This is a genomic window from Klebsiella sp. HC6, from assembly GCF_022605325.1.
Lineage (GTDB): Bacteria > Pseudomonadota > Gammaproteobacteria > Enterobacterales > Enterobacteriaceae > Klebsiella > Klebsiella terrigena.
In genome coordinates this window covers 1,216,719-1,239,571 of record NZ_CP093276.1, presented here as the reverse complement: position 1 = coordinate 1,239,571, position 22,853 = coordinate 1,216,719, and the positions used below count along the sequence as shown (strand labels likewise).

Below are 22,853 nucleotides of genomic sequence, written 5' to 3'. Positions count from 1 at the left end.
TCTCTCAACACCATCACCATCGTATACGGCCAGGATGCTATCTGCGCCACTGCTTCCCTTCGGGCTATCGGCTTGTTTATCAGAGCGCCTTCAGCCAGACCAGCTTATTATCCGAGCCTCCTTTAACAGCTTAAAAGCTGTTTTCTCATCACTGTAATCCTGGTTTAACAGCCCGTAGGGTGTGTCAGAACCAACGACGACTGCGGCCCGCTTATTATGAGAAATGTTTATCTGGTAACAATGTTCAACCAATTGCGTCCATTGCTGCCTGGTTTCGCAAAGTGAATGGGCTAACGCCAAAAGACGTGTGTGAAAGATTAAGAGTACCCTCAGACTTACGCTCGCCTGGATGCCAGCCCTGCCACGGACAGAATCACTGCAAAATCCTTCAGGACGAGAATTAGTTTTACCCCTATATTTAGTGGTGGCTACGTGAAGGAGGTTCATCTATTCTGCCTTTATCAGCGAGTAGGCCGGAGTCCCTCTTTGTGGATAATCCCATTCTTCAGAAAACCCTCATCATCTTTATTTTCATCCTGTGGGTCATCGATGAATTCCGGACCAGGAAAAGAAAAACCGCTGACCCCGCTATTGAAGCCGCTGATGCCAGGGAACGCCATCAATGGCGCTATCTCAGATGGGGGTTCCGGGCAGTACAAGCGGCAGCGACGGTGTATATCGTCGTTCAGCTGATTCAGGTATTGCTGAGATAGACGCCGCAGGCAGGTACAGCTGGACAGACACATTTTACGGTCCAGGTGGGCCTCGGTGGGTGCCGTTGTGTAGGTGACATGAGTGTCAAGGGCGGACATTGCTACATAACGATGCGTTAATCAACCGCGAACAGGTCAGTAAGGTGGTGAAGGTAGTGAGTTATCAAAAGTTGTCGCCCACTATCTCCGTCAGCTAGGATTCTTGACTGTACGCCCTCTAAGTTACAGACTTCAGTCTGTTAGTTTTTACAAACCAGATGTACAATTTTATTCTTTGTAAAAATCATGATGATTTTTGATATTATTTTTTTTGGTCGTATTTATGGTTACAAGGCATGATTGTCATGACTTTTTCTTGATAGACTGTGTGATCTTTTTCATTTAAACATAATTGTTTATATAAATTTGGTGCAAAATGGAAATTTTTCATAATATGTTTTTAAAAAATATAGGTGAACTGTTAGAGGCACAGCCAGAATTAATAGATGACTTCGATCTAGAAGGAAAGATAAATAATATAATACCTCAAGTGGCAGGTCTTATTAGGTCTTCTTTAATTGGGTCAACAGAAGAAATATTAAATAGAAATCATGCGTTTTCGAAGGATTTCGTGGACAAAAATCTCGTGAAATGGGCTGAGGGGTTTGATTTGTTAGAGACATTGATAGTTATATGCACGGAATCTGGTTCCGAATTCAATAATTTTTACAGACCAAAGGCTGCTTTAAATAACAATTTAATCTTTGATATAGTTGTTAGACACCACGCAAGAGCCTGTCAGATTTCTCAAGAAATACTATGTCTTATGAAACACGGATTCGCAGATGCTGCACATGCTAGATGGAGAGCCCTACATGAAGTCAATGTAACTGCTATGTTTATTTCAAAACATGGTGAGGAATGCGCCAAGCGTTTTTATCTCCATGATGTAGTAGATTCTTATCATGGGATGGTTGAGCATAAAAAATATGAACATAGACTTCAAGCGAAGGGGCCTAAAAATGAAGATATTGATAGGTGTAAAGCGCAGTTGGATTCATTAATACAAAAATACGGCAAGAAATTTTCAGATAATTATGGATGGGCCTCCTATATTTTTCCTCATCATAATAAATTAGGCTTCGGTGCAATAGAAAAAGATGTTCAATTAGAACATATGCGTCCCTATTACAAGTGGGCAAGTCAAAATATACACACTGGTTCCAAAGCAATGAGAAACAGACTCGGTCTTTCTCATTCGTCTGAAGATATATTATTGGTTGGCCATAGTGATGCTGGTATGACTGATCCTGCCCATGCTACTGCAATTAGTTTAATGCAGATAACCACCACTTTATTATCTCTTGAGCCCACTCTCGATCATGTTGTAGTGACCAAAATAATTCAATATTATACAGATGATATTGGGGCTGCATTTTTGAAAATTGACAACGGTGGTGGATAAAAAACAGTAAAGTGTTTAGCTTGGTGGAGGATTTAATGTTTTCTTTTTTAGCATGTAATCCACTGTTTATTGGTTCTTAAAAAAATAAAACTTATTGTAGTTAGATCTCACACAGGGTTGCATATGTGAAATGGTAGTAGAATTCAGTTATCTTCTTATATAGAGAGGGAATGCCCATAATGTTTGCAGAAAGTAAAAAAAAAGTTGCAGAGTCAGGTGTTAAACTCCTGAAGAAAATGGAAATATTAGCATGTGAAATGCGAGCTATTATTGTAAGTATGCCGCCTGAAGACCTAATCGGATATATATATGCTCAGTTCATGAAGGATGCGGCTTCAGATAGTCAGGATAAAAATACTTCTGGCACCAAAGATTTTCTCATCGATAATCAATTCCTTCTTGAGTATGTGCACGCCGTGCTCGCGACGGACATTGCTCCTAAAGAAATGAGTTTTGATGAGAAAAAATGTAGTTATTTGTTTAGCCTGAGTAGAGAGTTACGTGATGAGGCTATGAAATACGCGATAACATCTTCACTTGAAGCAAAAGATAGCTTTTTTGGGCCTGATACGTCGACTATAGAGTTTCATGCAAAAACAGCATGGGTAATGCTTAGAGGAAACCGCTATCAAGTTTTAGAAGAAGAATTTTATAGATACGTGCTTTCGGTGCATGATGATGTTTTAAAAGAAGTCTACGGGGTAAGTGGAAGTGTTATAGCTCACGGCATTCAATCCATGGCCAATGCTATTCGTACAGGCCATACAAATGCTTTAGAAGAAATGATGAAGCAATTTATAGCAGTACAAGAAATTGCTTCGCAACAAAAAAAAACTATAGAACAGGTTATGGATTCATGGAGGGATGAGAACGGAGAAAAATTAAAATCTGTTAGCCAAGCTGCTAGTGATATGTTCCGGGGTGGTATTACCAACGTTAGTCTTCATACTAATTTACCTGACAAATTACTAGCGGATTTGGCCTATGAACGAGGGGAAGATACGGATTTTTTTGCCGCAGGTGATTTTTCTGGAACTCCTTATAGAACTCTTCCTGCAAGGAAAAAACCTCTGATAAAACTTGATGCCGGGTATTATGCCGTAGATCCGTGCTTCATGCGTGATGCTGGATATCGGGCTCTTCTACATAATCTTTTGCAGCGAAAGCCTGAATATAAAAAGGAATTTGAAGAGCGTCAGAAAACAATGAGTGAAGGTGCATTCTATGACATTTTGAGAGCACAATTCCCTACCGCTAATGTTTATCAAGAGATCTATTATAAGGATCCAGAGACAAATCAATGGTCTGAAAATGACACATTAATACTAATGGATGATGTGCTTTTTCTTATAGAGGCTAAAGCTGGTGCGGCAGCAACGATTGCTTCACCTGCTACAGATTTCAAACGACACGCCCAATCGGTACAGGATTTAGTAATCAAAGCATACAAACAATGTGAGCGGTTCTTTAACTATTTGAACTCAGCAGATGAAGTCATTATTTATCAGTTAGTAAATGGTAAGCATAAAGAGTGTGGTAGAGTTAAAGCTTCGAATTATAGAGTAATGTTACCTATCGGATTGACTGTTGAATCATTCTCTCCATTTTCATCTTTCTGCAAGCAATTACCACAAATCAAACCTCTACTTGATAAATATGGATTTGTGTCAATGTCGATTGACGATTTGTTTGTCCTGAAGCGTTTTCTGCCTTCTCCTGGAGCATTTTTGCATTACATGGAGGTGAGGCAGGCGATCGCAAATGTTAGCAAGGCATTTCTTTATGATGAATTTGACCACTTGGGTTCATATATAACTAAGAATCGCTTTGATTTGGATAGCATTGAAAAACTGGAAAAAGAAAAAGGCAGTATGCTTCTCTGGGATGGTATGAGTGGTATCGTTGATACGAGTTTTGAAGGGCTTGATTGGGACACCAAACCGTTACCTACACAGGATTTTCCAAAGGAAGTCACAGAATTGTTGGAAGCGCTTGATTCAACTCGTGCTCCGGGATGGCTTGCAGTAGACAGCCACATTAGAAACTACGATGCACAAACGCGATCAATCCTCGCAAGGATGCTTCAGAAACTAGGTAATAGTTTAGATAAACATCCTGCACGCTATTTTTTGATTGGTAATGATGACGAATCTTTGTTTGTTTGGATACAAAATACCGAGAATGAAATGAACTGGGGAAAAATTAATGATAAAGCAAGTGCTATGGCTCTGAATATTAAAGCAGGTGCCAAGCATAATTTTGTTATGGTTGAAGTAGATTCTGAAGGGAAATACATCAAAGCACTTGGTATTAACGTTTTCGTGCCTCAAGAGAAAACTGATGAAAATTCTCACATCTTCGAAGATTCTGAACGATTAATGAAATCTAGAGGTTCTGATTCAAATTTTATAATGGCTTCAATAAAACAGGAAGCCTTCCGTAAAGTTGGCCGAAATGAAGTCTGTCCTTGTGGAAGCGGAATAAAGTATAAAAAGTGTCATGGCCGTTGAATTTTAATAATTACTTACAGAGAGACAAAATTATGGTCTCTCTGACCGCAAACCTTAAGTTGAATTTAATTTTTAATGGCTGAATGTTTAAACTTTTATGACTTCTTTTTATAATGTAAGCTGCTTGGGGATATTTTTGGAAGTATCTTTAATTTGAAATCAGGAAATTCACATTTAAATCAGTTGGTTAAATATTGTATTTATTCCTATTATCACAAAAATCAGCCAGCTAGCCTCTAATTACCAGCCAACTGTGTAACCATCGGCAATGTTTGCCCATAGCTCTGACTAGCCACCAACAACTTGAGTGAATAGAAATAGTTGGCCACTTTGACAGATATGTAAACTTCAGCTCTTCGCTCACAGTCTCCCCTCAGCTCCGCTAGTTTGTCCGCTCAGTGTCAAAAACGCACCAGCAAAGCATAAGAATCTCTTGATTAGGAGAGTGAAAATTTACAATGTAGTAAAAGAAAAGTGTTTTGATGTCGTGTTAATAATCAATTATTTCATATAGTAGAAGGGTAAGTGTGACCGTTAAATATTTTTAAAATACCATCTGAAGCCCCTAAGGGCTTCTATCTACTATTCTTAGCTTGTGTAAAACTTGGGAATAATACTAAGCAACTCTTCATTCACTGGATCTACTTCATAGACATCTAAAAGCTCACCTAGATTTAATCCAATAATCTTCCTGAACGCTCCAAGTGCAGTATTTATTTTCATAAACTCATTATTTACGGATGTTTGGTTCATGTAAGAACGACATGCCTTAGCCATAGATTCAGTAATAATCTTCACTTTCGAGTTTGCATCTAAATCTCTTGCCAAAATTACAAGATCTCTGCGCATCGCCTCTACTGAGCGTAAGACGTATTCAGGATTTTCCATGTCATAAGGAAGTAAAAGCATTCCTTTATCAGAAAGGATAGTCACAATTTCTTCAACTGCACGGTAATCCCCAGGAGTGCTCTGTAGCATTCTAAAGATTATTCTCTTTGAACCCTCAAGTGCATCTTTAATCATTCCCTCATGAAGTTTCTTCCAGTCTTCCAATTGAGAGACTGAATAATCGGCTCCATTATTTTTATCAATCATATAAGAACACGTGCCACAAAGCCAAAGTCCATTAGTGATACTTTTCCGTTGTTGAGAAGTTTGGTTAGCGTCATATCGTGGCCCACCTTCGCTACCTGCTCGAATATGTGACGCTATACCTGCAATAATGGAATCATCTACATTTTTACTAGGTCCAATTGTCATTCTATTACATTTAGGGTTACTACATATGTAACCCGCACGCTTTGCTAACTGTGTAACTGTAGTTTGAGAAAACTTATCACCCATAGTCTGTCCTTATATACATATTAAAAATAGCGTTTAATAACATTTAGAATAGTTATATACATTTAGGTGAAAATCAATTGCTTTGGCATATTCCCAGTTGAACAACACATTACGATGGTAGTAATACCCCCTCAGTAATGAAAGCAACTGCGAACGTCCGCACCTCACTCATAGCTGCCCTTTAGCGTTACCATCTGACTCGCCCCAGTATCCAGGGTGGAAGGAAGTATTCATCAGCCCGCCATTCTTGACAGAAGGCATGGGATAGATACCCTCAATGCCGCTACCCGTGGCAAAAGAACCGTGTACTCCTATTAATAATGCAACGTTGCATGATTTTATATTCTTTCCTGAATCCCCTTCGCAATAATCAATACTGCCCATGAAATATATACTGTGTTTTTATTCAGTACAGTACAATAAATAAACCCAGATAACCCCTCACCTGTCATAACGGAAGGATGGAATAAGCAGGAAGATTTTTAAAGAGCGCGGTATGAAAGTGTTACCAGCACCTCCACACCGCTAACCACAGACAACTATCAAGGAGTTGAATATGGCTGAGCAGAATTTTAAGCCAGAAAGTGCTATTGCCAAAATAGATTCTGATGAATCAGAAACGAGTGGTAAAAATTGCGAGCTGGAACGTAAAAAATCCGTTAAGCACTTGCAGAATAAATCCACAGCGGAGTCACCGCAACCGCTTAGCCGGACGGAGTTTTATGACCGTATGCGGCATGACTATATCCCGCTCGAGGGGGACTGGCTTTCGCAGGCCGGATTTACGCCGGGTATGCCGGTAAAAATCAGAGTGATGCCAGATTGCATTGTGATCACCGCCCAGAACAGCCGGGAGCTGTTCGGTTGTGCCGAAGGGCTAAGCGCGGCTCATTTCAGCAAGAAGAAAATGGACTTGTGGATCAAGACGTTTCCCGGTGCGCTGAACGATACCGGTGACCTGCCGGTCATCCGGCGGGAGAAGCCCGGCTATGATTGCCTGAAGCGAAGCCGTGACTGACCCTTAAGGTAAAATCCCGGCTCAGGCGGCCGGGGTTGTTATAAAGACCAATCAGGATCTGAAGGGGGGTAATTTACGGGCTTTGCGCTCACCTAAATAGCTGCGCCTGATAGCGCTAAACTTTTGCCAGACCGTATTGACCACCGGGGAATGGACTGACCGTTTTCATAAAGCGGCGAACCTTTTTCAACCGTTGTCACATTGAGCGACACTGATGGTTTCGGGTGATAGCGTCATGTCATGCCTGCCACAGGCGTTCAACATGATTGGCGAATAGACCGGCTGATAAATAACCCGAACTTCGGGCTATGCGTCAGCCAGCGCTGCGTTTCCCGACTCTGGTGAATAATGCGCAAGCCGGGACGAGATCCCCGACCTACTGCGCCAGATTATCGTATCCGCGCCAGCGATAGTTAATCACCGACAGCACCCAGCAGGCGACAAACAGCCCGATAACCACGAAGCCGGCGTTGCCAAGATTATCGTTCAGCGCCCCCACCCAGCGCCACGGCCCGCCGCTGAGCGCAAATTTATCCATCAGCAGGCCCAGCGCCTCCATGCCGCCGATAAACAGCGCCACCACCACCGAAGTCCCGGTAATGGTCATATTGTAATAGAGCTTGCGCTGCGGCTTGCTGAACGCCCAGCCGTAGGCGCCGACCATCAGCACGTTATCGAGGGTATCCACCAGCGCCATGCCGCTGGCAAACAGCGCCGGGAAGACCATAATCGACCAGATAGAGATGCCGCTTGAGGCGCTGGCGGCGGAGATGCCCAGCACGCCAATCTCGGTCGCGGTATCAAAACCGAGGCCAAACAGAAAGCCGACCAGGTACATCTGCCAGCTGTGGCTAATCAGGCGGAAGGTTTTGCCGAACAGCCAGCTCATCATCCCGCCTCCCGTCGCCGCCTCATCGCTCACCTTCTCCCCCCGTTTCCACGCCTGAAAGCTGCGCCAGACGCTGCGCAGAATAAGCAGATTGATAAAGGCCATCAGCAGCAGAAACAGCGCCGAAACGGCGGTGCCGATCGCGCTGCCGGTATCGTGAAACCAGCTCATTTGCTGACCGAACGCCGTCGCGGTGGCGGCAATGGCGGCGGAGGCCAGCACCACAATCGACGAGTGCCCCAGCGAGAACCAGGCGCCAACGCCGAACGGGCGCCGCCCCTGCTGCATCATCTTGCGCGTCACGCTATCAATCGCCGCAATATGATCGGCATCGACCGCATGGCGCAGGCCGTATCCCCAGGCCAGCAGGCTGGCGGCCATCAGCGCGCCGCTGTCGCCAAAGGCCTGCCACGCCCAGACCCAGGCGACCAGGTTGGCCACAATAAGCCCCAGCACCAGCGCCGCGGCGCGCGGCTGCTGGCGTAAAATCGTCACTATCATGATGGAATCCTGTGGGCCTGCCGGCGGGCGGCGGCGACCGCCGCCTGACCAAACGCTATCGCTCCATCACCGGCAGGCAGCTGATGCGGAAACAGCAGAGTAAAATCCGCCAGATAAAACGTCAATCGGCAAACCAGCAGCCGGTTGTGCAGCACCCCGCCGCTAAACACCAGCGTAGAGATGCCGCGCCTGACGGCATGGTCGCGCGCCATTGCCGACAGACCGCGGGCCAGCGCGTCGTGAAAGGCCCAGGCCTTGTGCGCCGGCTGCGCCTGCCAGCCTAGCCACCGGCGCCAGAAGGTGGCGAGATCCAGCCGACCGTCGCGCCACGGCAGGCTAACCGGATGATCGATACCGGCGCAGGTCGCCGCCAGCGCCTCCAGCCGGCAGGCCGCTTCCCCTTCGTAGCTCAGCGTGGTCGGCGCGCAGCCCAGCGCGCAGGCCACGGCATCGAACAGCCGCCCGCAGGAGGTGGCTTTCGGCGCGTTAATTTCCCGCTCGACGGCGCGGGCGACCAGCGGCCACGCCTGCCGGAGCAGAACCTTGGTTTCAGGATAGTTTTGCCAGTCCGGCACAAAGGCCAGACAGTGGGCCAGCAGGTTGCGCCACGGCTGGCGCGCCGCCAGATCGCCGCCGGGGAGCGCCACCGCCGGCAGGCCCGCCAGATGTTCACACTGGCGGTAATTCACCCGCAGGCATTCGCCGCCCCACAGCGCGCCGCCCTCCCCCATGCCGATGCCGTCCAGCACCAGGGCGATGACGTCCCCGCCGTCCAGCGGCCAGCCGTGCTCCGCCAGACAGGCGGCGGCATGGGCGTGGTGATGCAGCACCCGCTCGATCGGCAGCGCCATCGACGCCGCCCACCGCGTCGAACGATAGCCCGGATGCGCATCGGTCACGATCCCCTGCGGGGTGAAGGCGTAAATCTCCTGCATCAGGCGCAGAGCCTCGCGCCACTGCGCCTCCACGCCCTCATCGCCGAGGTCGCCAAAATGCTGGCTCAGCACCGCTTCATCGCCGCGCGCCAGGCAGAAGGTATTTTTCATATCCGCCCCGAGGCACAGCAGCGGCGGGACGTCGTGAAACCCCGGCGGCAGCGGCAGCGCATCCGGCACGTAGCCGCGCGAACGGCGTAGCATCTCCCCGCTCTGCCGCACCACGGAATCATCCATCCTCTGCACGATATCGCGGTTATGCAGCAAAAATCCGTCGGCAATCCCGGCCAAATCCGCCAGCGCCCGCTCGTTAGTCAGCGCCGGAGGGCGCCCGCTGAGATTGCCCGAAGTCATCACCACCGGGCGCGCCAGCGCCTGCAGCACCAGGTGCTGGAGCGGGTTCGACGCCAGCATGACGCCCGCCTCCGCCAGCCCCGGCGCGATATCGTCGCACAGGCCGTCGATCCGCGTTTTATCCACCAGCACCACCGGCGCAGCGGGCGACGACAGCAGCGCCAGCGCCTCGGCCGGCAGTCCCTCCGCCGTCGGCAGCATCACCGCCAGCGGCTTAGCCGGGCGATGCTTGCGCTGGCGCAGGATCGCCACGGCGCGTGGGTTCCCGGCGTCGCAGGCGAGATGGAAGCCGCCAAGCCCTTTAATCGCCACAATCTGCCCGGCAGCAAGCCGGTCTGTTGCCGCCCGCAGCGCCGCCTCGCCGTAGCATCTTTCCTCCCCGCAGCGCCACTCAAGCCGTGGCCCGCACGATTCGCAGGCCACCGGCTGGGCATGAAAGCGCCTGTCGGCCGGATTGCGGTATTCGGCTTCGCAGGACGGGCACAGCGGGAACGGCGCCATCGCGGTAAACGGGCGGTCGTAGGGCATGGCGCGAATAATGGTAAAGCGCGGTCCGCAGTGGGTGCAGTTGATAAACGGATAGCGGTAGCGGCGCTCCCGCGGATCGTTCATTTCCGCCAGGCACGCCGGACAGGTGGCAGCATCGGGAACGATCTGCGTGCGCATGGTTCCGCCTCCGCTCCGGCGGATGGTGAACGCCTCCGGCAGGGCTTCCCAGGCAAAGGGTGAGGCCTGCGCGCTATCGATACGCGCCAGCGGCGGGCAGCGGCGGGCCAGCGCGGCGACAAACTCCGCCTCGTCGCCCAGCAGGCGAACCAGCACGCCGTCGCCGTCGTTGCACACGTCGCCGAAGAGTCCCAGGCGCTGCGCCAGCTGCCAGACGAAGGGGCGAAATCCCACCCCCTGCACCTTACCGCGGATGCGGATTTCCACCCCGTTCATGCCGCTATCGCCCTACCAGGCCAGCGCCGTACGGCGACGTTTTTCAATGTTCATCTGCTCAAGCTTATTGCGGTCAACGCAGATAAGCGCGTGCGTCGGGCAGGCGTCCATACAGGCGGGCCCCTCTTCGCGATGATGGCAAAGGTCGCATTTATTGGCTTCGGCCTTTTCCGCCGTCACGTTCAGGCCCGCGCCGCTATGGCGGATCACCGGACGCACCACCACCTCCATCGCCCCATACGGGCAGGCTACCACGCAGGTTTTGCAGCCGATGCAGCGCTCCTGCATCACGTGGACAAAGCCCTTATCGCGGCTGATGGCCCCGTTCGGGCAGACGTTAGCGCAGGGCGCGTCTTCACACTGACGACAGGCGGTGGCCGTCGACACGTTGACACCCTTGATGACATGGATACGCGGTAAAAAGGATTTTGGCGTCAGCGCGGCGCAGTCCTGATTGGCCTGATGAGAGACCACGCAGGCCACTTCGCAGGTACGACAGCCGATGCATTTGCTCGCGTCGGCAATAATGAAACGGTTCATCCATTTCTCCAGCAGTAAGAAGGTTACGCGCCGGAGTATGCATAATACGTTCCAATTATTATCTAATTGATAGTAAAGGTAATTAATCGGGTGATTTCTGTCATCGTCACATCTGACGATGACAGGTGACGATCTCAGGCGCCGGGGCCTGCGCCAAGAGAATCGCGCTCAATCAGCTCGCCGGGGAACGTTTGCTGGAATTTTAAATCACCGCCGTCGAGCATGAAAATCAGCCGGTTAATGCTCTCTTTGATCATCTCCGTCACCGGGATTTTGACGCTGGAAAGCGCCGGGATCATATAGGGCGCCAGCACGATATCATCGAAGCCAATCACCGAGACCTGCTCCGGCACCTTCACGCCGTGCAGATGCAGCTGCTTCATCGCGCCAATCGCCATATCGTCGTTGCTCGCCACCAGCGCGCTGTAGCCGGCGTTGCGCTGGCGCAACGTCTCAACCCCGGCCGCACCGGTTTCCGGCGTCCATTTTCCCTTAACGATCAGCCCTTCATTGAGCGGAATGTCGTGCTGAGCCAGCGCATCTTTGTAGCCGGCGAGACGTTCGATGCCGGTAGGTGAATCCAGCGAGCCGGTGATAAACGCAATCTCACGGTGGCCGCGGGCGATGAGCTGCTGTACCGCGGCAAAGGCCGAGGCTTTTTGATCGGACCAGACGCAGTGGCTGGCGTTGCGCCGCAGGCGGCGGTTAAGCACCATGATTGGCCGGTCGTGCTGCTCGACGATCTCGTCCATTTCATCGACGCTAAGAAAGCGCGGGTAAATAATAATCGCGTCGCAGCGCAGGTCTAGCAGGTACTGAATCGCCTCGCGCTCTTCGTCGGCGCTGTGCTTGCCGTCGGCCAGAATCAGCTGACGCCCCTTGTCTTCGGTCATCCGCGCCACCTGAAACAGCAGCTCGCTGAAGTAAACCCCGTGATAGAGGGTATTGGTGACGACCAGCCCCAGGGTCTGGCTCTTTTTGGTGGCCAGGTTGCGCGCCAGCAGATTCGGCCGGTAGCCGCTTTCAGCAACGGCCTGGAACACGCGATCTTTCGTCTCCTGGCTGACGTAGCCGTTGCCCGATAGCACCCGCGAAACCGTCGCCTTCGACACCCCTGCGCGCTTAGCGACCTCCAGCATCGTTGCCATGTTGTTCTTCCTGTTGCAAAAGATGCTCGCAGTGTACTGCACGCCCTGCCGTTTTACAGCCTTCACGTTGCTGACGGCCTGTTTTCCCTCTTCGCGACAAAGCGATCAAAATCACAAATTTGAAAACTGATTTTTTTAGATCTTGTATGAATCGATGAAACTCATCATGATTTTGTGGAACCGGTTTCCTACATATGCACGACGCCACGCAGCTTTACGGCGCGGTGAAAAGCCAGTACCCCATTGATAAACAGGATAAAATCCGATGTCTAAAAATTATGCAGCCCTGGCACAGCAGATCGTCTCGACGATTGGCGGCGTTGAAAACGTCACCGCCGTCACCCACTGCATGACCCGCCTTCGTTTCGTGGTCAAAGACAACGAGCAGGTGGATAGCGCGACCCTAAAAGGGCTGAAAGGCGTACTTGGCGTCGTGCGGAGCGATAACCAGTGCCAGGTGATCGTCGGCAATACCGTCTCCCAGGCCTATCGCGAAGTCGTTGGCCTGCTGCCGGGCGATATGCGCCCGGCGGAGCCCGTGGGCAAACCGCCGCTGACCTTCAGGCGAGTTGGCGCCGGGATCCTCGATGCGCTGATCGGCACCATGTCGCCGCTGATCCCGGCGATTATCGGCGGATCGATGGTCAAGCTGCTGGCGATGATCCTCGAGATGAGCGGCCTCCTGGCGAAAGGCGCGCCGACGCTCACCATTCTGACAACGATCGGCGACGGCGCATTCTTCTTCCTGCCGCTGATGGTCGCCGCCTCTGCGGCGGTAAAATTCAAAACCAATATGTCGCTGGCGATTGCCCTCGCCGGGGTGCTGGTGCATCCGAGCTTTATTGAGCTGATGGCCAAAGCCGCTCAGGGCGAGCACGTCGAGTTCGCCTTTATTCCGGTCACCGCGGTGAAATATACCTACACCGTGATCCCGGCGCTGGTGATGACCTGGTGCCTCTCTTATATCGAGCGCTGGGTCGACAGAATCACTCCGGCGGTGACGAAAAACTTCCTCAAGCCGATGCTGATCGTGCTGATCGCCGCGCCGCTGGCCATTCTGCTGATCGGCCCGCTCGGGATCTGGATCGGTAGCGCCATCTCGACGCTGGTGTACACCATTCATCACTATCTGGGCTGGCTATCGGTGGCGATTATGGGCGCCCTGTGGCCGCTGCTGGTGATGACCGGGATGCACCGCGTCTTTACGCCGACGATCATTCAGACCATTGCCGAAACCGGCAAAGAGGGCATGGTGATGCCGTCGGAAATCGGCGCCAACCTGTCGCTGGGCGGCTCTTCGCTGGCGGTGGCGTGGAAAACGAAAAACCCGGAGCTGCGCCAGACGGCGCTGGCGGCGGCCGCGTCGGCTATTCTCGCCGGGATCTCCGAACCGGCGCTGTACGGGGTCGCGATACGGCTCAAGCGCCCGCTGATCGCCAGCCTGATCAGCGGCTTTATCTGCGGCGCGGTCGCCGGCATCGCCGGGCTTGCCAGCCACTCCATGGCGGCGCCGGGCCTGTTTACCAGCGTCCAGTTCTTCGATCCGGCGAATCCCATGACTCTCGTCTGGGTCTTCGGCGTAATGGCGCTGGCGGTGGTGCTGTCGTTTGTTCTGACCCTGCTGCTCGGCTTTGAGGATATCCCGGTGGAAAATGCCGCCGCCGATGCCCGACAGCGCCAGGCGACGGCCAAAGCATCGCACGCCTGAACATAATTTTTGACACAGAGGTAACGCATGGCGACTTTTCCACACGGATTTTTATGGGGCGGCGCACTGGCCGCCAACCAGGCTGAAGGGGCATATCTGGAGGGCGGCAAAGGGCTGACCACCGTCGATACCCTTCCCCACGGCGCCAGGCGCCTGCCGGTCAAGCTGGGGCTGGAAAAACGCTTTCAGCTGCGTGACGATGAGTTCTACCCAAGCCATGAAGCGATAGACTTTTATCATCGCTATAAAGAAGACATCTCCCTGATGGCGGAGATGGGCTTTAGCGTATTTCGCACTTCCATCTCCTGGAGCCGCCTGTTCCCGAACGGCGACGAGCAGGAGCCGAATGTGCAGGGGATCGCCTTCTACCGTTCGCTGTTTGAAGAGTGTAAAAAACACAATATCGAGCCGCTGGTGACCCTGTGCCACTTCGACGTGCCGATGCATCTGGTGACCGAATACGGCTCCTGGCGCAATCGCAAAATGGTGGGATTCTTTACCCACTACGCCCGCACCTGCTTTGAAGCCTTTGACGGGCTGGTGAAATACTGGCTGACCTTTAACGAAATCAACATCATGCTCCATAGTCCCTACTCCGGCGCCGGCCTGGCGTTCGAAGAGGGCGAGAATCAGGAGCAGGTGAAGTACCAGGCCGCGCACCATGAGCTGATTGCCAGCGCCCAGGTGACCAAAATCGCCCACGAGGTGAACGCGCAAAATCAGGTTGGCTGCATGCTGGCGGGCGGCAACTTCTATCCTTACTCCTGCAAGCCGGAAGATGTGTGGATGGCGCTGGAAAAAGATCGCGAAAACCTGCTCTTCATCGACGTGCAGGCGCGCGGCGCCTGGCCGGTATGGGCGGCGCGGGTGCTCCGCGAGAAGGGCGTGACGATTGTCAAACAGCCGGGCGACGACGAGATCCTGCGCAACACCGTCGATTTTGTCTCCTTCAGCTACTACGCCTCGCGCTGCGCCTCGGCGGAGATGAACGCCAGCAACACCAACGCGGCCAATATCGTGAAGTCGTTAAAAAATCCGCATATTCAGGCCAGCGAATGGGGCTGGGGAATCGACCCCCTCGGCCTGCGCATCACCATGAATATGATGTATGACCGCTACCAGAAGCCGCTGTTCCTCGTGGAAAACGGCCTCGGGGCGCGGGACGAAATCGACGCCAACGGCGAGATTAACGACGACTATCGCATCAGCTATCTGCGCGAGCACATCAAAGCGATGGGCGACGCTATCGAAGACGGTATTCCGGTGATGGGCTATACCAGCTGGGGCTGCATTGACCTGGTGGCCGCCTCCACCGGCGAGATGAGCAAACGCTACGGCTTCATCTACGTTGACCGCGATGACGCCGGCAACGGCACTCTCGACCGTAAGCGCAAGAAGTCGTTCTGGTGGTATAAAAAGGTCATTGCCAGCAACGGCGAAGACCTGGCGTAACGGCAATCCCCGGATAGCGGCGCTGACGCCTCTCCGGGGAAACCTCACTCCGCCACCGCTTCCAGCGGAGCAAACCCGCCGAGGCCCTGCCAGCCGTTCAGCCGCCGGTAAACCTCGGCCACCGCGTCTTTAATCGGCTGGGTCATCGGATAGTAGAAGCCGACGATATCCGGCTGAATGCCTAAGAAAATCACCTCGCCGACGTCCTCTTTCAGCTGATCGATCAGATAGTTGAGCGGCATATTGTGGGTGGTCATCATAAACATTTCGGCGATATCGTCAGGATCGACGATGCGGATCGCGCCGGGACTGAGCCCCATGTCGGTCGCGTCGACGATCAGCAGGCGATCGGGGCGCAGCTCGCGGATCGCGACGATGTCGTTTTCCGGGGCGCTGCCGCCGTCAATGACCACCCAGCGGCCCGTCGGGTTTGCCGCGCACGTTTCCGCCAGCAGCGGACCCGCGCCGTCGTCGCCCATCATGCTGTTGCCCACGCAGAGTAAAACGTCAGTCACGGAGTCTCCTCACCATCAGATAGATGGCGCTTTCCTGGTGAATATCATGCAGCATGCTGAGCATCAGCCTGCTCCACGCCTGCTGCTGCGGCGTCTGCGCAACCTGCGCGTTATCAAAGGCGTTGGCCAGCATCGTCACGTGATTGCTGTCGATAACGATTTCGCCATATTTCGGCACGCCTTCCATTTTACGCCGGGCGGTGCTGCCCGCTTCAAGGGTCGCAATCCACGCCAGGTACTGGTCCCACGGACAGCTCAGCGCCGTTTCCAGACAGTCGATAACCCCAAGATGGTGACCAATCGCCAGGCTGTAATAGACAACCTGCTGCGCCTGGTCAGGCGTGGCGTCGTTCTCATCAATAAATTTACGGCTCAGCTGGCTGAACACCACCGTTTCACTCATCGGATGCGCGCCTCCTCAACCACCTGATTGAGATGGGTAACGATCTCGGTCAGACGCGGATCTTTTTCCGCCTCCAGCCAGCGCACGACCTGGCTGTCGCCCTGACCGAGCAGGCGCATATAGTCATCGGCAATCTGCCGACCGTAGCGATAGCCCGCCAGGCGGCGCGCTTCGCGGTCGACGCGCACCCGCAGCGGCTGGACCATATTCGGATGCAGAATTTCCGCCGCCTTATCATCCTGCTCGCCCGGCAGACGGGCATGAATTTTCTGCTCCAGCAGGCCCAGCGCCATCGCAAAACCGTACAGCGTCGCGGCTGGCGTCGGCGGGCAGCCGGGAATATAAACGTCGACCGGCACAATTTTATCGGTGCCGCCCCATACGCAGTACAGATCGTGGAAGATGCCGCCGCTGTTGCCGCAGGCGCCGTAGGAGATACAGATTTTCGGGTCCGGCGCGGAGTGCCAGGCGCGCAGCGCCGGTGAGCGCATGGCGCGGGTCACCGCCCCGGTGAACAGCAGGATATCGGCGTGACGCGGCGACGGAACGACCTTTATTCCAAAGCGTTCGGCGTCAAACAGCGGCGAAAGCGTGGCGAAAATCTCAATCTCGCAGCCGTTGCAGCCGCCGCAGTCCACGCGGTACACGTAGGCGGAACGCTTAATATTCTTCAGCAGCGATGCCTTCATGCTGGCGATAGACTCGTCTACCGTCATCGGCACAGGAATACCGTTTTCATCGCGCGGGCCCAGTAAATTACTCATCAGCTGGCCTCTCTCATATGGCGAGTCAGTTCAATACGATCGGACGGCACCAGACACTTCTGGCGCTTGCACTCGGGGCAGGTTTCGAAGCTTTCGCGGCGCATCCCGGCGCGGGTATCGCCGTTGTGCTCCAGCAGCGCGATGGCGTAATCGATCTCTTTCTGCACGGCGAAGGGACGCGCGCACGCCCGGCAGTGGCACATATCAAAGCGCGACTGCTGGAGGAAATCCTCTTTCTTCCACACCGCCAGCTCGTACTCCTGCGAGAGCTTAATCGCCGCCGTCGGGCACACCTCTTCGCAGCGGCCGCAAAAGATGCAGCGCCCGAGGTTGAACTGCCACGCCAGCTGGTTAGCGGCGAGGTCAGTCTCCACCGTCAGGGCATTCGACGGGCAGGCATTAACGCAGGCCGCGCAGCCGATGCACTGCTGGGGAGTGTGTTCCGGCTTGCCGCGGAAGTTTTTATCCACCGGCATCGGCTCCAGCGGATAGGCGTGCGTCGCGGTGCCGGTATTAATAACTTTTTTAATAAAGGTAAACATGGCGGCTCCTTATTTCAGCGGCGAGTTTTTACGCTCGATGCTGTAGCGCTCCAGCTCTTTGTACGGCACCACTTTGCTTTTCTTCTTCCGCACGTCGACCACGGTCATTCGGTCGGTACAGGAGTAGCAGGGATCGAGGCTGCCGATAATCAGCGGCGCATCGGAAACGGTATTGCCGCGCAGCATATAGCGCAGGGTCGGCCAGTTGGCGTAGGTCGCCGCCCGGCAGCGCCAGCGGTAGAGCTTCTGATTGTCACCGGTCATGCTCCAGTGGATATCATCCCCGCGCGGCGCTTCCGAGAAGCCCAGCGCAAAACGATGAGGAATATAGGTGAAGCCGTCCACCATCAGCGGGCCGCCCGGCAGATTGTCGAGGCCGAAGTCGATCATATTTAGCGCGGTGTAGACCTCGTTGATGCGCACCTTCAGGCGCGAAATCACGTCGCAGCCCTGCTCGCTGTGCACTTCCATCGGCAGCAGGCCGTAGCCGACAAACGGATGGTCGGCGCGGGTATCGCGCGCGTGGCCGCTGGCGCGCACCATCGGGCCAACGTTGCTGAAGTCGCGGGCGATTTGCGGATCGAGACGGCCAATGCCGACGGTACGCTGCGCCATGTTCGGCGTGCTGAGCAGCATCTCCACCAGCTCCTGCACGTCGCGGCGCATCTGCTGCGCCAGCTGGCGGGTCTGGATCATATCCTCTTTCAGCAGGTCGCGACGGATGCCGCCAATCAGGTTCAGGCCGTAGGTTTTACGCGCCCCGGTGAGGATCTCCGCCATCTTCATCGACGTCTCGCGCACGCGGAAGAACTGCATGAAGCCGGAGTCAAAGCCGGTAAAGTGGCAGGCGAGGCCGAGGTTGAGCAGATGCGAATGCAGACGCTCCACCTCCAGCAGAATGGCGCGGATCATCTGCGCGCGTTCCGGCACCACGATGCCCATCGCGTTTTCTACGGAGGTGGTATAGGCGGTGCTGTGGGCAAAGCCGCAGATGCCGCACACCCGATCGGAGAGGAAGGTCACTTCGTTGTAGCCCATCCGGGTTTCCGCCAGTTTCTCCATCCCGCGATGGACGTAGAACAGACGGTAGTCGGCGTCGATAATATTCTCCCCGTCAACGAACAGGCGGAAATGGCCGGGTTCATCGGAGGTGACGTGCAGCGGGCCAATCGGCACCACGTTGTTTTTCTTACTGCCCAGCTCGTTAATGAACTCGTAGGTTTCCGCATCGGTGGTCGGCGCCGGACGCTGACGGTAATCCATGCTGTCTTTGCGCAGCGGATAGAGTTCGTCCGGCCAGTCGTCCGGCAGCACCAGACGGCGCTCATCCGGCAGGCCAACCGGCAGCAGGCCGTACATATCGCGCACTTCGCGCTCGCCCCATACCGCAGCGGGCACCCGCGGCGTCACCGACGGATATTCCGGCTTATTGGCGTCCACTTCCACGCGCACGGTTATCCAGCACTTCGTCCCCTGCTCCATCGACAGCACGTAGTAAACGGCATAGTGGCCGTTGAGCTTGCGTTCGTCGTTACCGAACAGCACCGACAGCCAGCCGCCCTGCTGGTAGTAGAGAAACTCCACCACTTCCGGGAGATAGTTGATCTTCACCGTGACGGTGAGCTGATCGTTGGTCTGCCAGGCCTCGTCCAGCACCACGCCCGGGAAGGTCTGATGCAGCGCGGCGAGATAGCGTTGACCCGGTTTTTCTTCGTTCATATATAAAACTCTCTTAAATCACGCCGCCAGCAAGGAGACGAAGGCTAAAAAGGCAAAGCCAAAACCGGCCCAGGTAACGCGGGACGTGGCACAAAAGCGCAGGCGCGCCATGCTGTTTTCAAACAGGGCAATAATCAGGACGCCGGCCACCAGCTTGACGACGGCGACCACCAGCGCCAGCAGCAGCCCACCGACGCTAAAGCTGGTCATCTGCCCCCACGGCATAAACACGCCGACAAACATCTGCAGGACCACCAGCTGCTTGAGGCTAATCCCCCATTTCAGCACCGCGAAACCGCTGCCGCTGTATTCGGTCAGCGGCCCCTCCTGCAGCTCCTGCTCCGCCTCCGCGAGGTCGAACGGCAGCTTGCCCATTTCGATAAAGGTGGCAAAAGCGCAGGCGGCCAGCGCGAGGATCAGCGGAATGCTGCGCGCGGCGGGCCAGTGGTAGATGGTGTCGGTGATGCTGCTGATATGGGTCGAGCCGGCAACCTGCGCCGCCACCCACAGTCCCAGCAGCAGAATCGGCTCAACCAGCACGCCGAGCATCGCTTCGCGGCTGGCGCCGATGGCGGTAAACGGGCTGCCGGTATCCAGACCGGCGATCGCAAAGAAGAAGCGGGCGATGGCGAAGAGATAGATCAGCGTAATCAGGTCGCCCAGCCCCGCCATCGGCGAGTCAACGGTAACCACCGGCAGCGCGGTGGCGATGGTCAGCATCACGCCGACCATCACGTACGGCATCAGGCGGAATACCCAGCCGGAGGCGTCGGGGCCGATACTCTGGCGCCCCAGCAGCTTGATAATGTCCCGATACTCCTGCAGCACGCCCGGCCCGCGGCGGTTATGCAGACGGGCGCGGGCGACGCGGGTGATGCCGGACAGCAGCGGCGCGGCGGCAAACAGCGCCAGCGCCTGCAACAATGCAACGAATACGCTCATTTTCAGGCTCCTCGTGAAATGACAATAACGACCAGCACCGCCAGCTCAATCAGCGCAACGCTGCGCAGCAGCGCGGGCGCGGAGCCGTTCTGCCAGCCGGGGATCAGGCGTACCGGGTTCAGCCAGTGGCGCAGTTTGAGCAGCGGAGCAAAGGCCTCTTTGACCGGCATCGCGAAGCCGTGGGCGGTCACTACCATCGATTTTTCATGGTCGTAGCCGCAGACCCAGGCCGCGCCGCGGGAGCGCGCGGGCAGGCGGTCGCCTTTGTAGAAAATCATCAGCAGCAGCGGCAGCAGCGGACAGGCGATCAGCAGAATGGCAATCAGCGGCTGCGACACCACGCTCGATACCTGAGCCTGGGCCGGGACCACGCCGCTCACCAGCGGCAGAAGCCACGGAGCTGCCACGCCGCCAATCACGCAGCAGAGCGCGGAAAACACCACGCTGAAGGTCATCAGCCACGGGGCGCTGGTGGCGTTTTCCGCCTGCTGGCTCCGCGGCGCGCCGAGGAAGGTGACGCCGTAGACTTTAGCCATGCACATCACCGCCAGGGCGCCGGTAATCGCCAGGCCTACCGCCAGCAGCGGCCCGAGCAGGCGGCCGATAAACGCCTCGCCGGTGCTGAGCCTAAAGAACGACTGATAGATAACCCACTCGCCGGCAAAGCCGTTCAGCGGCGGCAGCGCCGCCATAGCCATCAGGCCAACCAGCATAGAGAGCGAAATCAGCGGCATTCTTTTGCCGATACCGCCCAGCTTTTCGATATCGCGATGGCCGGTGCGGAACCACACCGCCCCGGCGCCAAGGAACAGCGTGGTTTTAAACAGACTGTGGTTGATCAGGTGATACATCCCGCCGATAAATCCCAGCACCATCAGGCTGGCGTTATCGAGGGCCACGCCGGTGACAAACGCGCCGAGGCCCAGCAGGATGATGCCGATATTTTCCAGAGTGTGGTACGCCAGCAGGCGCTGGATATTGTGCTCCATCAGCGCGTAGAGCCCGCCGATAAACGCGGTGATCATCCCCAGCACCAGCAGCAGTACGCCCCACCACAGCGGCGGTACGCCGCCGGCAAGGGAGACCGTCAGGATGCCGAACAGGCCAACCTTCATCACCACCGTGGAGAACAGCGCGGCGGCCGGCGCGCCGGCGCCGGCATGGGCCTGCGGCGCCCAGCCGTGCAGCGGAATAATCCCCGCCAGCAGCGCAAAACCGACCAGCGCCGGGAGCCACAGCAGCATCTGCTGCGGGGCTCCGGCGGCCAGCAGGCTAATCTGCGTCAGATCGAGCGTGCCGTAAAACGACCACACCAGCCAGCAGCTCCACGCCAGCAGCAGCGTGCCGAAGCGGCCCAGCGCAAACCACAGTTTGCCGGACTGGGCGCAGCCGGTAAGGAAGGCTCCGCACAGGGCCATAATTTCCGCCATCACCACCAGGCTGCCAAAGCTGGTCGTCACGACGGCGCAGGTGGCGGCCGCCAGCAGCAGGTTGACCAGCAGACCGTTAGCTTTTACCTGCGGATGGCGGTGCCAGGAGATATTAAATAGCGAAATCGGTAATGCCGAGAGGCCGATGGCCAGCAGCCACAGGGCGTTAACCCCGCTAACCCGCACGGGCAGCGAGATCATCTGCAGCACGCCGGTGCTCACCCGACCCGGCATCAGCAGCGTCACCATCCCGGCGACGATCAGCATCGCGCTGGCAACCGCCCCGCCGATCCCGGCGATCGCGCCGCTTAGCGGTTTTCTCAGGCTAAAGAGCAGCGCCAGCACGGCGCTGACGGCGTACCAAACCACCGCCTGATTGACTAAAGAGATAATGTTCACTTCACGCCCCCTTGTTGCGCCTGAAACAGCGACAAATCGCCGAGGTCGGTGTTAAAAGTCAGCTCGCGCTTACGCCTGCTGGCCAGGGCGATGTCGCGGATATCAACCAGCAGCAGCGCTTTTGTCGGGCAGGTACGCACGCAGGCAGGTCCCTGCTCATCGAAATGGCACAGATCGCATTTCACCGCGATGGCGCGTACGCCCGGTACCCAGTCGAGCAGCGAGCTGACGCGGGCGGGCGCGGGCGGCGCGGCGGGCGCCATCGGCGTATTCGCATTTGCCGGAATATCCAACGGCCGGCTGCCGGAAAATTCGATCGCGCCAAACGGGCAGGCGATGCCGCACAGCTTGCAGCTTACGCACAGGCTTTCGTTTAGCTGGACCGCGCCGTCGATGCGGTTAATCGCGTTAACCGGGCATACTGCGGCGCAGGGGGCGTCTTCGCAGTGGTGGCACATCTGCGGCGCGGATTCTTTTTCATTACGCATGACCTGCAGTCGCGGCATCGCCTGCAGGCCCTGCTGGCGATGCGTCTCAGCGCATGCGGCTTCGCAGGTGCGGCAGCCGATACAGACGGTGGAGTCAGCAATTACAAAACGGTTCACCGGGTCTTCCTCGGGTGAAAGTCATTTTTGACGAAA

The 22,853-nt window shown here is 55.2% G+C and carries 19 protein-coding genes and 1 pseudogene; 6 read left to right on the top strand and 14 right to left on the bottom strand.

Annotated elements, in window-relative coordinates; translation table 11 throughout:
* Nucleotides 1-488 precede the first annotated feature (488 nt).
* The 3 genes from MMW58_RS05990 to MMW58_RS05980 all read left to right on the top strand — a co-directional run bounded on the left by MMW58_RS05990 (nt 489) and on the right by MMW58_RS05980 (nt 4,667).
* The gene (locus MMW58_RS05990) at nt 489-713 is read left to right on the top strand and encodes a hypothetical protein (RefSeq protein WP_241722913.1); all 225 of its coding nucleotides are present in this window, start codon (nt 489-491) and stop codon (nt 711-713) included.
* A gap of 415 nt (nt 714-1,128) precedes the next feature.
* On the top strand, nt 1,129-2,157 hold the full coding sequence (locus MMW58_RS05985) for a DUF5677 domain-containing protein (protein ID WP_241722912.1): 1,029 nt from the start codon (nt 1,129-1,131) through the stop codon (nt 2,155-2,157).
* Nucleotides 2,158-2,336: 179 nt separating this feature from the next.
* Nucleotides 2,337-4,667, top strand: coding sequence for a YecA family protein (locus tag MMW58_RS05980; protein WP_241722911.1), 2,331 nt, complete (start codon nt 2,337-2,339; stop codon nt 4,665-4,667).
* Nucleotides 4,668-5,255: 588 nt separating this feature from the next.
* Here the strand turns inward: MMW58_RS05980 and MMW58_RS05975 are convergent.
* Entirely contained in the window at nt 5,256-6,011 is a 756-nt protein-coding gene (locus MMW58_RS05975; protein ID WP_241722910.1) for a hypothetical protein, read from the bottom strand.
* A gap of 556 nt (nt 6,012-6,567) precedes the next feature.
* Between MMW58_RS05975 and MMW58_RS05970 the strand changes: the two genes are divergently transcribed.
* Nucleotides 6,568-7,029, top strand: a complete 462-nt coding sequence (locus MMW58_RS05970; RefSeq protein ID WP_241722909.1) for a SymE family type I addiction module toxin — start codon at nt 6,568-6,570, stop codon at nt 7,027-7,029.
* A gap of 115 nt (nt 7,030-7,144) precedes the next feature.
* On the opposite strand, the pseudogene MMW58_RS05965 reads toward MMW58_RS05970, so the two are convergent.
* The 5 genes and pseudogenes from MMW58_RS05965 to MMW58_RS05945 form a co-directional block, all read right to left on the bottom strand.
* Nucleotides 7,145-7,379, bottom strand: a pseudogene (locus MMW58_RS05965) (IS630 family transposase); the annotation flags it as partial.
* A 26-nt stretch (nt 7,380-7,405) separates the two neighbouring features.
* A complete protein-coding gene (locus MMW58_RS05960) occupies nt 7,406-8,419 on the bottom strand; it encodes a HoxN/HupN/NixA family nickel/cobalt transporter (RefSeq protein ID WP_241722908.1) in 1,014 nt (337 codons plus the stop codon).
* Nucleotides 8,416-10,650, bottom strand: a complete 2,235-nt coding sequence (gene hypF, locus MMW58_RS05955; RefSeq protein WP_241722907.1) for a carbamoyltransferase HypF — start codon at nt 10,648-10,650, stop codon at nt 8,416-8,418. Before hypF ends, MMW58_RS05960 begins: the two co-directional genes overlap by 4 nt.
* A 12-nt stretch (nt 10,651-10,662) precedes the next feature.
* Nucleotides 10,663-11,190 carry an electron transport protein HydN gene (gene hydN, locus MMW58_RS05950; RefSeq protein ID WP_095098443.1) on the bottom strand — a complete coding sequence of 176 codons (528 nt, stop codon included), beginning with the start codon at nt 11,188-11,190 and terminating at the stop codon, nt 10,663-10,665.
* A gap of 134 nt (nt 11,191-11,324) precedes the next feature.
* Nucleotides 11,325-12,338, bottom strand: coding sequence for a LacI family DNA-binding transcriptional regulator (locus MMW58_RS05945; RefSeq protein ID WP_095098445.1), 1,014 nt, complete (start codon nt 12,336-12,338; stop codon nt 11,325-11,327).
* A gap of 265 nt (nt 12,339-12,603) precedes the next feature.
* Here MMW58_RS05945 and ascF point away from each other — a divergent pair, with 265 nt between their 5' ends.
* Entirely contained in the window at nt 12,604-14,046 is a 1,443-nt protein-coding gene (gene ascF, locus MMW58_RS05940) for a PTS cellobiose/arbutin/salicin transporter subunit IIBC (RefSeq protein ID WP_241722906.1), read from the top strand.
* A gap of 27 nt (nt 14,047-14,073) precedes the next feature.
* A complete protein-coding gene (locus MMW58_RS05935; protein WP_241722905.1) occupies nt 14,074-15,498 on the top strand; it encodes a 6-phospho-beta-glucosidase in 1,425 nt (474 codons plus the stop codon).
* A 44-nt stretch (nt 15,499-15,542) separates the two neighbouring features.
* Here the strand turns inward: MMW58_RS05935 and hycI are convergent, their stop codons facing one another.
* The 8 genes from hycI to MMW58_RS05895 are packed head-to-tail and all read right to left on the bottom strand — an operon-like array spanning nt 15,543 to nt 22,817.
* Nucleotides 15,543-16,013, bottom strand: coding sequence for a hydrogenase maturation peptidase HycI (gene hycI, locus MMW58_RS05930; protein ID WP_095098452.1), 471 nt, complete (start codon nt 16,011-16,013; stop codon nt 15,543-15,545).
* A complete protein-coding gene (locus MMW58_RS05925) occupies nt 16,006-16,416 on the bottom strand; it encodes a formate hydrogenlyase maturation HycH family protein (protein WP_133600356.1) in 411 nt (136 codons plus the stop codon). The genes hycI and MMW58_RS05925 overlap by 8 nt, the downstream gene beginning before the upstream one ends.
* Nucleotides 16,413-17,180 carry an NADH-quinone oxidoreductase subunit B family protein gene (locus MMW58_RS05920; RefSeq protein WP_241722904.1) on the bottom strand — a complete coding sequence of 256 codons (768 nt, stop codon included), beginning with the start codon at nt 17,178-17,180 and terminating at the stop codon, nt 16,413-16,415. Before MMW58_RS05920 ends, MMW58_RS05925 begins: the two co-directional genes overlap by 4 nt.
* Complete coding sequence (locus MMW58_RS05915) at nt 17,180-17,722, bottom strand: formate hydrogenlyase complex iron-sulfur subunit (protein ID WP_241722903.1); 543 nt, start codon at nt 17,720-17,722, stop codon at nt 17,180-17,182. The genes MMW58_RS05920 and MMW58_RS05915 overlap by 1 nt, the downstream gene beginning before the upstream one ends.
* A gap of 9 nt (nt 17,723-17,731) precedes the next feature.
* Nucleotides 17,732-19,441 (bottom strand): formate hydrogenlyase subunit HycE, encoded by a 1,710-nt coding sequence (gene hycE / locus MMW58_RS05910; protein ID WP_133600358.1) that lies wholly within the window; start codon nt 19,439-19,441, stop codon nt 17,732-17,734.
* Between the two features lie 18 nt (nt 19,442-19,459).
* A complete protein-coding gene (locus MMW58_RS05905) occupies nt 19,460-20,383 on the bottom strand; it encodes a respiratory chain complex I subunit 1 family protein (protein WP_133600359.1) in 924 nt (307 codons plus the stop codon).
* 2 nt (nt 20,384-20,385) lie between these two features.
* Nucleotides 20,386-22,212 (bottom strand): formate hydrogenlyase subunit 3, encoded by a 1,827-nt coding sequence (hycC, locus tag MMW58_RS05900; RefSeq protein ID WP_241722902.1) that lies wholly within the window; start codon nt 22,210-22,212, stop codon nt 20,386-20,388.
* Entirely contained in the window at nt 22,209-22,817 is a 609-nt protein-coding gene (locus MMW58_RS05895) for a 4Fe-4S dicluster domain-containing protein (RefSeq protein WP_095098475.1), read from the bottom strand. Before MMW58_RS05895 ends, hycC begins: the two co-directional genes overlap by 4 nt.
* Nucleotides 22,818-22,853 lie beyond the last annotated feature (36 nt).

What these genes read in the sequence shown, in the direction of transcription:
- MMW58_RS05985 (WP_241722912.1), top strand. Translation starts at nt 1,129, where the DNA reads ATGGAAATTTTTCATAATATGTTTTTAAAAAATATAGGTGAACTGTTA.
- MMW58_RS05980 (WP_241722911.1), top strand. Translation starts at nt 2,337, where the DNA reads ATGTTTGCAGAAAGTAAAAAAAAAGTTGCAGAGTCAGGTGTTAAACTC.
- MMW58_RS05975 (WP_241722910.1), bottom strand. Translation starts at nt 6,011, where the DNA reads ATGGGTGATAAGTTTTCTCAAACTACAGTTACACAGTTAGCAAAGCGT.
- MMW58_RS05970 (WP_241722909.1), top strand. Translation starts at nt 6,568, where the DNA reads ATGGCTGAGCAGAATTTTAAGCCAGAAAGTGCTATTGCCAAAATAGAT.
- MMW58_RS05960 (WP_241722908.1), bottom strand. Translation starts at nt 8,419, where the DNA reads ATGATAGTGACGATTTTACGCCAGCAGCCGCGCGCCGCGGCGCTGGTG.
- hypF (WP_241722907.1), bottom strand. Translation starts at nt 10,650, where the DNA reads ATGAACGGGGTGGAAATCCGCATCCGCGGTAAGGTGCAGGGGGTGGGA.
- hydN (WP_095098443.1), bottom strand. Translation starts at nt 11,190, where the DNA reads ATGAACCGTTTCATTATTGCCGACGCGAGCAAATGCATCGGCTGTCGT.
- MMW58_RS05945 (WP_095098445.1), bottom strand. Translation starts at nt 12,338, where the DNA reads ATGGCAACGATGCTGGAGGTCGCTAAGCGCGCAGGGGTGTCGAAGGCG.
- ascF (WP_241722906.1), top strand. Translation starts at nt 12,604, where the DNA reads ATGTCTAAAAATTATGCAGCCCTGGCACAGCAGATCGTCTCGACGATT.
- MMW58_RS05935 (WP_241722905.1), top strand. Translation starts at nt 14,074, where the DNA reads ATGGCGACTTTTCCACACGGATTTTTATGGGGCGGCGCACTGGCCGCC.
- MMW58_RS05925 (WP_133600356.1), bottom strand. Translation starts at nt 16,416, where the DNA reads ATGAGTGAAACGGTGGTGTTCAGCCAGCTGAGCCGTAAATTTATTGAT.
- MMW58_RS05920 (WP_241722904.1), bottom strand. Translation starts at nt 17,180, where the DNA reads ATGAGTAATTTACTGGGCCCGCGCGATGAAAACGGTATTCCTGTGCCG.
- MMW58_RS05915 (WP_241722903.1), bottom strand. Translation starts at nt 17,722, where the DNA reads ATGTTTACCTTTATTAAAAAAGTTATTAATACCGGCACCGCGACGCAC.
- hycE (WP_133600358.1), bottom strand. Translation starts at nt 19,441, where the DNA reads ATGAACGAAGAAAAACCGGGTCAACGCTATCTCGCCGCGCTGCATCAG.
- MMW58_RS05905 (WP_133600359.1), bottom strand. Translation starts at nt 20,383, where the DNA reads ATGAGCGTATTCGTTGCATTGTTGCAGGCGCTGGCGCTGTTTGCCGCC.